This is a genomic window from Kitasatospora sp. NPDC048194, assembly GCF_043202455.1.
GTDB lineage: Bacteria > Actinomycetota > Actinomycetes > Streptomycetales > Streptomycetaceae > Kitasatospora.
Window position 1 is genome coordinate 173319 of sequence record NZ_JBIDAK010000009.1, and the last position, 13430, is coordinate 186748.

A 13430-nucleotide genomic window follows, 5' to 3' on the forward strand; every position below is an offset into this window, starting at 1 on the left:
CTTGGACGTCGCGCCCACGCTACCGGTTCGCCTCACCGGGTGACCACGTGGGCGGGACAATCCCACACGCTCCCTGCACAGACGGTCTCTGGTCCGCCTCCTGCTCTCCGTCAGGCCGCCTCCGCGTCCGCCCGGGCGTGGAACTCGCGCACCACCCGCTGCTCCCGGTAGGGCTCCAGCCGGCGCCGGAACTCGTCCAGGTACTCCACGCCCCGGTTGGAGCGCAGCCCGCTGAGCAGCCGCACCGCCTGGGTGCCCGTCTCGCAGGCGCGCTCGAGGTCGCGCTGCTGGAGCTGGGCGGTGGCGAGCAGCACCAGGTCCACCGCGCGGCGGCGGACCCGGGTCGGCGGGTGGAGGTCGAGCGCCCGGCGGGCGTAGTGCTCGGCCTGGCCGGCCTGCTCCAGGTCCCGGTGGCAGTGGGCGAGCTCGTCGGCGAGGTAGGCGTCGTCGAAGTGGGCGATCCAGTCCGGGTCGTCCTCCGGGCGGCGCTTCTCCATCATCTCCAGTGCCTTGGCCGACACCGCCTCGCAGGAGCGGGCGTCGCCGAGCAGGGCGTGGCCGCGGGCCTCGGCGGCGTAGAACATCGCCATCGCCGTCGGTGTGGCGACCGTCCGGGCGCCCTCCTGGGCGGCGCGGGCCAGCTGGGCGATCTCCCGCGGGTTGCCGAGGGTGGCCGCCAGGTGGCTCATCGAGGCGGCCAGCACGTACCCGCCGTAACCGCGGTCGTCGGCGGCCTGGGCCAGCCGCAGGGCCTGGATGTAGTAGCGCTGGGCCAGCCCGGGCTGTCCGGTGTCCACCGCCATGTAACCGGCCAGCTCCGTCAACCTGGCCACCGCGGCGAACAGTTGGCGGCCGGTCTCCTCCCGGTAGGCGCCGCCGAGCAGGCCGGAGACGACCGAGTTGAGGTAGTGGACGACCACCGGGCGCACGTGGCCGCTGCCGAAGCGGTGGTCCAGGTCGACCAGCATCGCGGTGGTGGCCTTGACCGCCGCCACGTCGGTCGGGCCGACCCGCGGGCCGCCGGTGCGGGCCACCACCGGGTCGGGCGGGGTGATCAGCCAGTCCCGGCTGGGCTCCACCAGGGCGGACGCGGCGACCGTCGCCCCGGTCAGGAAGTCCCGCCGGCCGACGTCACTGCGCCACAGCTCGCACACCTGCTCCAGGGCGGCGTTCAGGGTCGGCGCGAACTGCAGCCCGATGCCGGAGCTGAGGTTCTTGCCGTCGGCCATGCCGATCTCCTCGACCGACACGCTGCGGCCGAGTTTGCGGCCCAGGGCCTCGGCGATCACGGCCGGAGCCTGCCCGCGCGGCTGCTGCCCGCGCAGCCAGCGGGCCACGGAGGTCTTGTCGTAGCGCAGGTCGAGTCCGTGCTCCGCGCCGCACAGGTTGACCCTGCGGGCCAGACCGGCGTTGGAGCAGCTGGCCTCCTGGATCAGTTGCTGCAGACGCTCGTTGGGCTGTCGTGCGACGAGTGGTCTCGCGGCCATTGGGCTTCGCCTCCCCACACCCTCCGGCCCTGGCCGGCGGGCGACGATTCTGCTGATCTGTTGCCGACTGTCCGACCGTCCAAGGAATCTGACACCAGGTTAGCGATCAGCAACGCCAGCGGGATACCCACGGTGACGGGCCGCACCCCCCACGCGCCCTGGGAAATGCTTCCGTGCGCCCCCGCTGCGCCGGGCTCCGCCCGCCCCAACTCGGTCGAGTCACCGGTTCGGGTGACATTGCCCGGATGCACCCGACCGGGGCTCCCAGGGCCGTAACCAGCCTCACGCACGGTAGTTGAGCAGCCCGTGGAAGAGACCCCCGACGCCCCCGGCCAGGACAAGAACGCCGGCCTGCCCCCGCTGCTGATCGAAGCCGTCGGCTACGCCGAGAACCGCCACTGGGAGGTGGCCCCGGGCGCCTGGCTGATCGACGGCGACGGACCCGCCCGCTGCTCCTGCGGCGACCCGCGCTGCGCGCTGCCGGGCGCCCACCCGCTGGACGCGGACTGGGCCCGCAAGGCGAGCGCCGGGCCGGGCGCGGTGCGGCGCTGGTGGACCGAACGGCCCAAGGCCTCGATCCTGCTGCCCACCGGCCGGTCCTTCGACGTGCTGGACGTGCCGGAGACCGCCGGGTGCCTGGCACTGGCCCGGATGGAGCGGATGGACCTCCAGCTCGGCCCGGTCGTGGTGCTGCCCGCCTCGCCCGGCCGGGTGGGGCGGCGGCTGCACTTCCTGGTGCTGCCCGGGGTCGCGGCCAAGCTGCCGGAGATGCTCCGCAAGCTGGGCTGGCCGCCCGGGCGGCTGGACCTGGTCGCCCGCGGCGAGGGGGACTGGACGATCGCCCCGCCCTCCCGGGTCGGCTCCACCGGCTACGCCCAGTGGGCCCGCTCCCCCTCCGCGCTCAACCGCTGGCTGCCGGACGCCGCGGAACTGATCAGCCCGCTCGCCTACGCCTGCGGCCGCGAGGCCCCTGCGCACCGGGACCAGGTCGTCCAACCGGCGGGAGTCTGACTCCGCGGAGCCGCCCCGGAACCTGCCGCTCTGCGCCCGATCGGGTGAGGGCGTGCGCCGCGCGGGACCACGCGCACGAGTGACGGGCCTTGTCTCCCACCGGAGGCGGGGCCCGTCACACGCATGTGCGGATAAGACCTCGGTCTACCCGCTGGTCAACCGGAGAAGCCCCTCGGACGAGTGACAGCGCTCAAGGATTGCCATGATCGGCCGAGGGGAGGAATTGCGGTGTGTGGGGACGCCGGAAGGGTCGCTCGGACGGGGAAGCCGGGCGAGGCGGTGGAGGGGAGAACCGGGAGGGACGGGAGGGAGCGGAGGGGACGGGAGGGAGCCGGGGAGGACGGGAAGGGCCCGCTGCACGGGGAGCAGCGGGCCCTGATCGTCGGTGCGCGCGCCGGCCGGGCTCAGGCCTGGGCGACGAAGACGTGCTGGGCGATGTCCTTGCCGAGCTCCGCCGCGTTGTCCCCGGTGCCGACCAGCACCCCGGCCACACCGGTGCTCACCTTGACCGTGGAGCCCGGTCGGACGCCGGCCCGGCGCAGGGTGCTCATCAGCTCGCTGTCCGTCTGGATCGGCTCGCCGATCCGGCGGACCACCACGTCGGCCCCGGCGTCACCCGGCTTGACGGTGTCCAGCGGGACGAGCGCGGCGTCGAAGCCCTCGCCCTCGGCCTTGGTGTCGCCCAGCTCGTCCAGGCCGGGGATCGGGTTGCCGTACGGGGACTGCGTCGGGTGGCCGAGCATGGCGAGCACCTTGCGCTCGACCGTCTCGCTCATCACGTGCTCCCAGCGGCAGGCCTCCTCGTGCACCTGCTCCCACTCCAGGCCGATCACGTCGACGAGCAGGCACTCGGCGATGCGGTGCTTGCGCATGACGCGCACCGCGAGCCGGCGGCCCTCCTCGGTGAGTTCGAGGTGGCGGTCCCCCGCGACCTGGAGCAGGCCGTCGCGCTCCATCCGGCCGACCGTCTGGCTGACCGTGGGACCGCTCTGCTCCAGGCGCTCGGCGATCCGGGCGCGCATCGGGACGATGCCCTCTTCCTCCAGTTCCAGGATGGTGCGAAGGTACATCTCAGTGGTGTCGATCAGCCCAGACATCGCCGCTGGCTCCGTTCTTCGGTGTCCTCACCGCCAATTCTGACGTACCGCACCGACAACCGGGCCCGCCCGGGGGCTTCCGGTGCCCGTTTTCGTTCCTGTTGACAGCGGTGCCGCCGGGGCGCGACCGTGCTCGCCGTAGCTTTCTCCACTGGCGGTCTGGACCACCCCGGCCGTCCCACCCGGCCGGCGCCCCCACCGGCAGAGAGCGGAGGCAACCGATGGACGACCTGGTCGGCAGGTACTTCGACGCCGCGATCGACCACCTGCGGCGGGTCCGCGACGAGGAGGCCGACGCCATCGAGGCCGCCGCCGCCCTGCTCGCCGAGGCGGTCGCCGAGGGCCGCCGGGTGTTCACCTTCGGCGCCGGGCACTCCTCGCTGCCCGCCCAGGACGTGGTCTACCGGGCCGGCGGGCTGGTCCCGATGAACCTGCTGAACGTCCCCGGGATGGCCGGGGTGACGATGATGCCGGCCCCGCTGGCCAGCGCCCTGGAGCGGGTCTCCGGACTGGCCACCGCCACCCTGGACCTCACCCCGGCGACCGCCGGGGACCTGCTCTTCCTGGTCTCGCTGTCCGGCCGCCAGGTGATGCCGGTGGAGCTGGCCCGGCACGCCCGGGACCGCGGCCTCACGGTGATCGGGGTGACCTCCCTGGCGTACCCGGGCGAGGTGCCCTCGGCACACCCCTCCGGCGACTACCTGAAGGACCACTGCGACGTGGTGCTGGACAGCAAGGTCGCGGTCGGCGACGGCGAGCTGACCCACCCCGGCGCCGAGACCTCCTTCGGGCCCGTCTCCACCATCGTGACCAGCGCGCTGATGCAGGCCGTGGTCGCCTCAGCGGTCGGCCGGCTGGCCGACCGGGCCGCCGCCGGGGACGCCCCCGCCCCGCCGCTGTTCCGCTCCGGCAACGTCCCGGGCGGCACCGAGTGGAACGCCGAGCAGATGGCCCGGAACGCCGAGCGCATCCTCTACACCTACTGAGGCACCCACCGAGGCGGCCACTGCGGCGGCCACTGCGGCGGCCACCGAGGCGGCCACTGCGGCGACTGACGGCATCCGCTGGCGCCCACCGGCACCTGCCGGGGCACCTGCCCGGGCGCCGCCGCCACGGCCGCCGGCCCGCCACCCGCGCACACCCTGGGTGTACGCCCGAACACGCGCCGTACCGGACAACCACCGGGGGCTTCCCGGCCATTGCGGGCGGCCCGGGGGCCGGCGAGGCGTACCGGGAAGGCGCCCGGGGCAGGACAGCGGTGCGACCGGAGCGACGGGTGGGGGCCGAGCATGGCGTCTGGGGCGGAACGGACGGGGTGGGTGCGCGAGCGCGAGCTGCTGCCCGAGTTCTTCTGGGCCGCCGACGCGGCCTCGCTGCGGGGCCAGCGCCGCGCGGTGCTGCTCTCCGCCTGGGAACTGCTCCTGCTGCTGGCCGCCGCCGCGACCGGCTCGGCCGACGGCGAGCCCTGGGCCTGGCCGGCGGCCGGCGCCTACCTGGGGGCGGTGGTGCTGGCGGTGGTGATCAGCCGGCAGAACCCGGAGGGCCTCTGGTACCAGGGCCGGGCCGCCGCCGAGTCGGTGAAGACGCTGGCCTGGAAGTTCGCCGTCCGGGCCGACGCCTACCGGCCGCCGCCGCGCAGCCTGCCGGACGCCGAGGGGCTCTACCGCTACCAGCTCGCCCGGGTGCTCGGCGCCTTCCGGGACGGCCCGGTGGCCGTCCCGACCGGCGGCGTGGAGGCCGCCGGGATCACCGAGGCCATGCGCCGGCTGCGCGCCCAGCCGCTGGCGGTGCGCCGCGAGGTGTACCTGAACGAGCGGATCAGGGTGCAGCAGGACTGGTACCGCGGCAAGGCCCGCTACTGCGCCCGGGCCGGGTACTGGGCCGGTGTGCTGGGCGTGCTGCTGCCGGCGCTGGGCCTGGTGCTGGCGGTGCTGCGGGCGCTCGGAGCGTTCACCTACGACGCGCTGGGCACCGTCTCGGCGGTGGCCGCCTCGGTCACCGCCTGGGCCCAGCTGCGCCAGTACCGGCCGCTGGCCGCCGCGTACGCGCTGGCGGCCGACGAGCTGGAGCTGATCCGCAGCCAACTCGCCCGTCTGGACCTCGAGTCGGCGGACGCCGAGGAGATCTGGGCCCGGCTGGCCCGGGACGCCGAGGACGCGGTGTCCCGCGAGCACACCACCTGGCAGGCCCGCCGGGAGGTGCGCACCACCACGGACCGGGAGCACTGAGGAGGAACGCGTGGCGTTACGGATGGTCAAAACGGCGGACGGTCGCGCCCTCGCCGTCGAGTCCCTCGGCGACCCGCGCGGCCGTCCGGTGTTCCTGCTGCACGGCATGCCGGGGAGCAGGGTCGGCCCGCACCCGCGCAGCACCGTGCTGTACCGGCTGGGGGTGCGGCTGATCTCCTACGACCGGCCCGGGTACGGCGACTCCACCCGCCTGTTCGGCCGCAGGGTCTCCCACGCGGCCGCCGACGTCCGCACCATCGCCGACGAGTTGGGGCTGGACGGCTTCGCGGTGCTCGGCCGCTCCGGCGGCGGCCCGCACGCGCTGGCCTGCGCGGCGCTGCTGCCGGAGCGGGTCGCCCGGGTCGCGGTGCTGGTGGGCCTGGCGCCGCGCAACGCGGCCGGCCTGGACTGGTACGCCGGGATGACGCCGTCCAACGTCCGCGCCTACCGGGAGGCGGACCGCGGGCACGGCCGGATCGCCGACGCGATGGAGTTCCGCTCCCGCCAGATCAAGGACGACCCGGTCCGGCTGCTGAACGGGTTGCGCACCGAACTCTCCGCCGCCGACCGGGAGGTGGTCGGCGACAGCGGCCTGCGCCGGATGCTGCAGAGCAACTACCGGGAGGCGTTCCGGCACGGGGCGGACGGCTGGATCGACGACATGCTGGCGTTCACCGCCGACTGGGGCTTCGAGGTCGACTCGATCCGGGTGCCGACCTGGCTGTGGCACGGCGCCGACGACCAGTTCTCACCGGTCGACCACTCGCGCTGGCTGGCGGACCACATCCCGGGCGCGGAGCTCTTCCTGGAGCCCGGCGCCGCGCACTTCGGGGCGTTCCGGGTGATGACCACCGCCCTGGCCTGGGCCGCGGGTTAGCCTCGCCGGCCCCGCTCAGGCCTTCACCGGGGTGAGCGGTCCGCGCCCGTCCAGGACGGCCGTGATGTTGTCCACCGCGAGGCCGCCCATCGCCTGCCGGGTGCGGACGGTGGCGCTGCCGAGGTGCGGGACCAGCACCGCGCGCTCCTGGGCGAGCAGCGCGGCGGGGACGTCCGGCTCGTGCTCGAAGTTGTCCACGGCCGCGGCGAACAGCGCCCCGGACTCCAGCGCGGCGGCCAGCGCCTCCTCGTCCACCACCCCGGCGGTCATGCTGACCACCACCGCGCCGCGCGGCAGCAGCGCCAGTCGGCGGGCGTCCAGCAGGTGCCGGGTGTCCGCGGTGCACGGGCAGGTGACGACCAGCACCGTGGAGGTGGCGAGCAGGTCCTCCAGCGGCTTCCACTCGGCGCCCTCGGCCTCCTCGGGCGGCAGTTCGCGGCGGTTGTGGTAGCTCACCGGCATCTCGAAGGCGCGGGCCCGGCGGGCCACCGCCTGCCCGATCCGGCCCATGCCGAGCACGCCCAGCGGGGTGCCGGCCAGCTCCAGACCGAGCAGGAAGTTCGGCCCCCAGGTCCAGGGCGTGCCCGAGCGCAGCAGGCGCTCCCCCTCGCCGAGCCGGCGGGTGGCGGCCAGCAGCAGCGCCCAGGCCGTCTCGGCGGTGGCCGTGGTGAGCACGCCGGGGGTGTTGGTGACGACCACGCCGCGCTCGGCGCAGGCGGCCACGTCGATGTTGTGGTAGCCGACGGCGTGGTTGGCCACGATCTCCAGCTGCGGGCCGGCCGCGTCCAGCAACTCGGCGTCCACCCGGGTGTTGAGGGTGGTCAGGACGGCCCGGCGGCCGCGCACGGCGGCGAGCAGCTCGGCGCGGTCCATCTCCTCGTCGGTGTCGCGGCAGGTGACGGCGTACCGAGCGGTGAGCCGTTCGAGGACGCCGGGCGCGAGGCGCCGGGTGACCAGGACGGGGGGCGGGGTGTCCATGCGCACCTCTCCGTTCGCTCGCTGCGCTCGCACACGGCGCAGCGTACCCCGCCCCCGTCGCCCGCCTACACCGGCTGCGGTTCCAGGTCCCGGTTGATCCGCTTCCAGCCGCGCGCGGACACCGTGTTGGGGTGCTCCTCGCCGAACTGCCGGATCAGCTCGGCGATCGCCCGGGCGCGCAGCTCGGCGGCCTGGGTGTGCCGGCCGGCCGCGCGCAGGGTGATCGCCAGGTTGGCCTCGCAGGCCACCGCGTCGGGGTGCTGCGGGGAGTAGCGTGCGCACAGGCCCGCGTACGCGGCCCGGCCGAGTTCCTCGGCGAGTTCGGTCTGTCCGGCGTCACCGTAGGCGTTGGCCAGGTTGATCACCGCGTTGAGGGTGTACGGGTGGTCCGCCCCGACGGATCGGGTCAGTCCCTCGACGGTGAGCCGGCCGCGTTCGATGGCGCCCTGGACGTCGCCGCTGCCGCGCAGGTAGATGCCGAGGTTGTTGGCACAGGCCAGGGTGAACGGGTGCTCGTCGCCGAACAGCCGCCGGTGGCCCTCGTAGACGGTGGCGCAGAGGTCCCGGGCGGCCTCCTTGTCGCCCGAGGCGCTGTGGTCGGCGGCGAGGTTGAGGGCGCAGGCCAGCGCGTCGGGGGCGTCGGCGCCGTAGCGCTCCAGGTAGCGCTCGTAGGTCTCCTTGGTGATCCGCCGCGCCTCGGCGAGCTGGCCGATCCGGCGCAGCGAGACCGCCAGCGACTTGGCGTTGCGCAGGTTCTCCGGGAGGTCCGGGTCGAGCACGTCGCCGAGGTCGGAGGTGACCTCCTGCAGCAGCTCCACCGAGCCGCGGTAGTCGCCGAGTTCGCGCAGGTCGCGGGCGAGGTTGGACTTGGTGGACAGGGTGTACGGGTGCTTGGGGCCGAGCACGGCGGTGCGCCGGTCGAGGGTCTCCTGGTCGAGTTCGCGGGCGGCCTCGCTGTTGCCGACCAGCCGGTAGTCGATCGCCAGGTTGTTGGCCATGGAGAGCGTGCGCGGGTTGTCGTCGCCGAACAGCTCCCTGAACTGCTCCAGGATCTCCTGGTCGAGGTCCAGCGCGGCCTGGAACCGGCCGAGCGCGCGGCGGTCGGCGCCGAGCGAGCCGGCCGTCATCAGGGTGTACGGGTGGTGCTCGCCGAGCAGCGCCCGCTGGCGCTCCAGGGTCGCTTCGTCCAGGGCCAGCGCCTCGGCGTAGTTGCCCTGGGAGCGCAGCACGTTGGCGAGCTGGAAGCGCAGCAGCAGGGTCTGCCGGTCGTCCTCGCCGAGCTTGCTGGTCCACTCCGCGTCCAGGGCGTGGCCGAGGTCGCGGGCGCGGTCCAGCTCGCCGCGCTTCCACAGGTAGCGGACCCGGTCGATGAGCAGCTGCCGGGTGTCCGCCTCGTCGCAGTTGTGCGCCTTGGAAGGCGACAGGTGCGGCCAGATCTCGTCGAAGGCGGGCCAGTTGGCCGGGTCGTCGGTGTCGCCGAGGACGGGCCGGGCGCCGGTGAGGATGCGGTGCACCTCGTGGACGGCGATCTCCTGCTCCTCGTCGGTCATCCCGGCCCGGATCACCGCCTGGACGAGCCGGTGCACCTGGAAGCTGTTGCTGCCGGCGTCGACCTTGGCCAGCGCGTAGCGGCCGATCGCCTGGATGACCTTGCCGAGCATGAACTTGTCGCGCAGGTCGGCGTCGTACCTCACCAGCGCCCGGATCATCTGGTCGCTGTAGAAGAGGTTCATGGAGATCGGTTCGGGTGCGAAGAAGGCGCACAGCTGCAGCAGTCGCACCGCCGCCGGGGACTGCTGGCGCAGTCGCCCTATCGAGACGTTCCAGGTCGCGGCGACGGGGGTGGGGTAGTCGGCGGGGCGGCCGACGGCGAGCGCCCGGGCCGCCTCGGCGTGCAGCTGGGCGACGTAGGTGTCCACCGGCGTGCCGGTGGTGTCCAGCCAGGCGGCGGCGACCTCGACGGCCAGCGGGAGGTCCCCGACGGCTTCGGCGACCCGGTCGGCGTCCGCGCGGGAGAGGCTTCGGGCGCGCCGGGACAGGTGCTCGACGCTCTCGCCGCGGGTGAAGACGTCGACCTCCAGCGCCTCGGCGTGCCCGGTCCAGGCCTGGTTGCGGGAGGTCACCAGGATGTGGCCGGAGCCGCCGGGGAAGAACCGGCGGATCTCGGCGGGTTCGTCGGCGTTGTCGAAGATCAGCAGCCAGCGCGAGGTGGGCACGCCGCGGCGCAGCGCCTCCCGGGCGGCCTCGGCGGCCTCGGTGACGGAGTCGCCGACCCGCAGGCCCAATCGGCGGGCGAGTTCGGCCAGCGCCGGGGCGACCAGCTCGGTCTGCTCGGCGTCGATCCACCAGACCAGGTCGTAGTCGGACATGAAGCGGTGGGCGTACTCCAGCGCGACCTGGGTCTTGCCGACGCCGCCGAGTCCGTAGAGGGTCTGCGGGGTGGGCAGCACGGCGGCCATGCCGCCGCGCAGCTGGTTGCGCAGCTGCTCCAGGACGGCGGCGCGACCGGTGAAGGAGGGGTTGCGCGGGGGGACGTCCCACACCGCGGGCTTGCTCCCGGGGAAGCGCGGGCCGCCGCTGGGGGCGTCGCCGAGCGCGGCGTCGCCGCGGCCGAGCGCGCGCAGCAGGCTCTGGATCGACTGGGTCTCGTCGCGGCCGACCAGGTCCACCGGGTTGCGGTTGCTGAAAGGCGCGGTGAGCCGGACGTCGCCGACCCGGACGGGCAGCAGCTGGCGCCGGGTGCCGGAGGGGTCGGAGCTGACCACCGACTCCCACAGCGCCCGGGCCTGCGGGGAGCGCTGGTAGGCGGGCGAGAGCACGGCGACGGTGCGGTAGGCGGAGTCGATCCCGCGCTCGGTCTCCTCGCGCGGGTCGGTGCCGGCGCTGAGGTCGCGCGGCAGCACCCGGAAGCCGGCCCTGGTCAGGACGGACTCGATCCAGTCCGCCCACATCCGGTCCTCGGGCACGTACGACAGGTAGAGGTCGGCGGGGACGGACGGGCGGCGGCGGGTGAACGCGTCCACGTAGCGCAGCCGCACCTCCTCGTCCACCGGGGGCAGGCCGGTGGCCCGGCCCTCGGTGATCACGGCGGTGAGCCGCTCGCAGGCGGCCAGCATCGAGGTGGGCGTCCCGGTCTGGTCCCCGAAGGTGGCGAGGATCTCCTCGTAGGCGTAGAACGGCCGGTACGGGATCTCCACCGAGCCCCAGTACTGGGCGAGTTCCTCGCCGGTCAGGCCGGCCGGCAGGCCGTCGAAGCGGACCCGGGCGAGGGCCCGGCCGGCGTCCGCCTTCTCCTTCTCGCCCTCGTCGATGCGCATCGGGACGGGCAGGATGCGGATGCCGCGCTCGCGGTAGCGGTCGTGGATGTGCTGGGCGATCCGGGAGGCGCCGTCGATGGACTGGTCGCTGAGGGTGAAGCAGACCACCAGGTCGTCGGGCATCTGGACGGTGCAGATCTCGGCGATGTCGGACAGGCCCGTGCGGGAGTCGATCAGCACGTAGTCGTAGCGCTTGGCCATGTCGGCCTTGAGCGCGTCGAAGAACTGCCCGCCGTCGAAGCGGTCGTAGAAGATGTCCCAGTCGAGGTGGGTGACGGCCTCGGAGTAGTCGCGGTTGAACTGGCCCGCGGAGAGGAAGTCCAGGCTGCCGCCGGCCGGGAAGTGCGGCCAGCTGAGCGAGATCGCGTGCGGGCTCACCCGGGCGAAGTCCAGGTGCCAGCCCTCGGCGTGCTCGACCGGGCGCAGCGCCTCCTCGCGGTACTCGGCGATGAGGTCCATCATCCCGGTGGTGCCGGCCAGCGAGGCGGGGTCGAGGAAGGGGTGGAAGAACTTGGCCAGGCCGGGCGCCTCCAGGTCCCAGTCGACGGTGAGCACCCGGAAGCCGTTGGCGGCCAGGATCCAGGCGGTGTTGGCGAGCGCCATGGTGCGGCCGGTGCCGCCCTTGTAGGAGTAGAAGGTGATGATCCGGCCGTTGCGGTCCTGCTCGGCGGCCCGCTGCTCGGCCTCGCGCTGGGCGGCGAGTTCGGCGGAGCTGAGTCCTCCGAGGCGGAGGTTCCTGGTGCGGTTCTCGCTCATCGGTGTCCTCGTCCTCCCAGGGGCGCCATCCCGTCATCGGGGTCATCGCCGTCGTCACGGTCGGGGTCGTGCGGGTCCGGGCCGAAGGAGTCGACGCGGTGGCCGCCTGTTTCGAAGCCGTTCCGGCCGTGCGGGCCGTTCCGGCCGTACGCGTCCTGCGAGTCGTACGGGTCGTGCGCGTCGTACGGGTCGTGCGCGTCGTACCGGTCCTGCGCGTCGTACGGCCCGCGCGGGCGGTGCGGGCCGTCGGGCCCTTCGGGGCCGTGGAGGTCGTCCGGGCCGTGCGGACCGTCCGGGCCGTCCGGCCCCTCCGGGCCGTAGCCGCTCGGGCGCCGGAAGGCCTCCCGCAGGCTCGGCCGGGGCCTCGGCGGCTCCTCCGGTTCGGTCCTGGTGCGGCCCTCGAAGGCGTACTTGGCCTTCATCGCCGCCCGGGGCAGCGCGTCGTCGAAGTCCTCCAGGGTGTTCAGCCCGGTCGGGCCGGTCACCCCGAGGAAGCTCGGCCGGCTCGCACGCCGGGTGATCCGCAGGGTCTGGTCGCTCAGCTCGACCAGCTCGCGGCCGCCCCGGTCGCACTCCGGGTCGTCGGTGTTCCAGGGCTCCAGCACGCTCACCCAGGTGGCGTCGCAGCGGTCGAAGCGGCGGACGAGCTCGCGCCGGCGCGGGTCGCGCAGCGCCCAGCGGTCCAGCAGCAGCAGTCCGGGGGCCTCGGCGTTGCCCTCGATGATCGACTCGACCTCGTCGTCGAACTCGTGGACGGTCGGCTGGAACCCCAACTGCCGCGCGAGGCGCACCGCGTGCTGGGCGATCGGCGAGCCGACCGGGCGGTACGGGTGCCAGTCGGTCCGCTTGGCGCCGTAGAAGTCGGGGTTGCGGTCCGGCGGCAACTCGCCCTGGTGGTAGGTGAGGACGGAGATCCGCAACTGCTTGGTCGGCGCGGTGACGTTGAAGGCGCTGGGCAGGCCGTTGAAGTCCAGCCGCCGGCCGACCGGGATCACCGTCTCCTCCGCCACCTGCACGATCCGGGCCGCCAGCCGGTGCACGGCCAGCTCGTAGGCGGCGCGGAAGTAGCTGAGCTTCATCAGCGCGTAGAGGCCCTCGGTGGCGTAGTCGGGCCCGAAACTCGCGTGGTTGAACTGGAGTTCACTGGCCACCGTGGGGAGGCGGTAGCGGCTCATCGGCGCCCACAGCACCGGGACGATTCCGCTGGTGCGCTCCGAGTCGATGGTCGCCGGGTAGACCGGACGGCGGGTGAAGGCGTGCCACTCCTGGCCGCACGGCACGCTGTTGAAGTACCGGGGGGAGTACAGCGGTACGAACACCCGGCAGGTCGCCAGTTCCTCGGACAGCCGGTCGGCCCACAACTCGCCCTGGTGCATGGACTCGTCCATGAAGCCGACCGGCACCCCGGCCGGGACGGTGGTGAGTTGGAGCACCGCCTCGCACAGGTCGCGGTACAGCTGCCGCACCCAGTGGTTGGGGTCACCGGCACCGCGGGCGCCGGCCTTCGGGGTGTGCGCGTAGGAGAGGAAGAAGTACGGCCGGGCGTCGTCCTCGTCCCAGCCACGGTCGTTCACACGCGCCTCCCCCGGGCCCGTCGGCAACCTGGTTCCCGCAGCCCCCGTGCGCGGGGTCTCAGTGTAGGAACGACTGACGCCCCAATGGAATAGCACAACGTCTCG

9 protein-coding genes are annotated in these 13430 nt (G+C 73.9%); 4 read left to right on the forward strand and 5 right to left on the reverse strand.

All coding sequences use genetic code 11. From position 1 onward, the window contains the following. Positions 1-110 precede the first annotated feature (110 nt). Complete coding sequence (locus tag ACGF07_RS14390) at positions 111-1487, reverse strand: transcriptional regulator (protein ID WP_350738735.1); 1377 nt, start codon at positions 1485-1487, stop codon at positions 111-113. A 306-nt stretch (positions 1488-1793) separates the two neighbouring features. Here ACGF07_RS14390 and ACGF07_RS14395 point away from each other — a divergent pair, with 306 nt between their 5' ends. Continuing rightward, entirely contained in the window at positions 1794-2498 is a 705-nt protein-coding gene (locus tag ACGF07_RS14395) for a bifunctional DNA primase/polymerase (protein ID WP_350738737.1), read from the forward strand. Positions 2499-2902: 404 nt separating this feature from the next. Here the strand turns inward: ACGF07_RS14395 and ACGF07_RS14400 are convergent, their stop codons facing one another. Further along, the gene (locus ACGF07_RS14400; protein ID WP_350738740.1) at positions 2903-3595 is read right to left on the reverse strand and encodes a metal-dependent transcriptional regulator; all 693 of its coding nucleotides are present in this window, start codon (positions 3593-3595) and stop codon (positions 2903-2905) included. Positions 3596-3816: 221 nt separating this feature from the next. On the opposite strand from ACGF07_RS14400, the gene ACGF07_RS14405 reads away from it, so the two are divergent. From ACGF07_RS14405 to ACGF07_RS14415, 3 genes are all read left to right on the forward strand, one after another. After that, positions 3817-4581: a sugar isomerase domain-containing protein gene (locus ACGF07_RS14405; protein ID WP_392898500.1), complete on the forward strand. Its 765-nt coding sequence runs from the start codon at positions 3817-3819 to the stop codon at positions 4579-4581. Between the two features lie 333 nt (positions 4582-4914). Beyond that, positions 4915-5823, forward strand: a complete 909-nt coding sequence (locus ACGF07_RS14410) for a DUF4231 domain-containing protein (RefSeq protein WP_392898502.1) — start codon at positions 4915-4917, stop codon at positions 5821-5823. Between the two features lie 22 nt (positions 5824-5845). Beyond that, positions 5846-6700: an alpha/beta fold hydrolase gene (locus ACGF07_RS14415; protein WP_350738781.1), complete on the forward strand. Its 855-nt coding sequence runs from the start codon at positions 5846-5848 to the stop codon at positions 6698-6700. A 15-nt stretch (positions 6701-6715) separates the two neighbouring features. Here the strand turns inward: ACGF07_RS14415 and ACGF07_RS14420 are convergent, their stop codons facing one another. From ACGF07_RS14420 to ACGF07_RS14430, 3 genes are all read right to left on the reverse strand, one after another. Further along, the gene (locus tag ACGF07_RS14420; RefSeq protein WP_392898504.1) at positions 6716-7678 is read right to left on the reverse strand and encodes a 2-hydroxyacid dehydrogenase; all 963 of its coding nucleotides are present in this window, start codon (positions 7676-7678) and stop codon (positions 6716-6718) included. 65 nt (positions 7679-7743) lie between these two features. Then, positions 7744-11751 (reverse strand): FxSxx-COOH system tetratricopeptide repeat protein, encoded by a 4008-nt coding sequence (fxsT, locus tag ACGF07_RS14425; RefSeq protein WP_392898507.1) that lies wholly within the window; start codon positions 11749-11751, stop codon positions 7744-7746. After that, on the reverse strand, positions 11748-13325 hold the full coding sequence (locus ACGF07_RS14430; protein WP_392898510.1) for a TIR-like protein FxsC: 1578 nt from the start codon (positions 13323-13325) through the stop codon (positions 11748-11750). The genes fxsT and ACGF07_RS14430 overlap by 4 nt, the downstream gene beginning before the upstream one ends. Between the last annotated feature and the right edge of the window lie 105 nt (positions 13326-13430).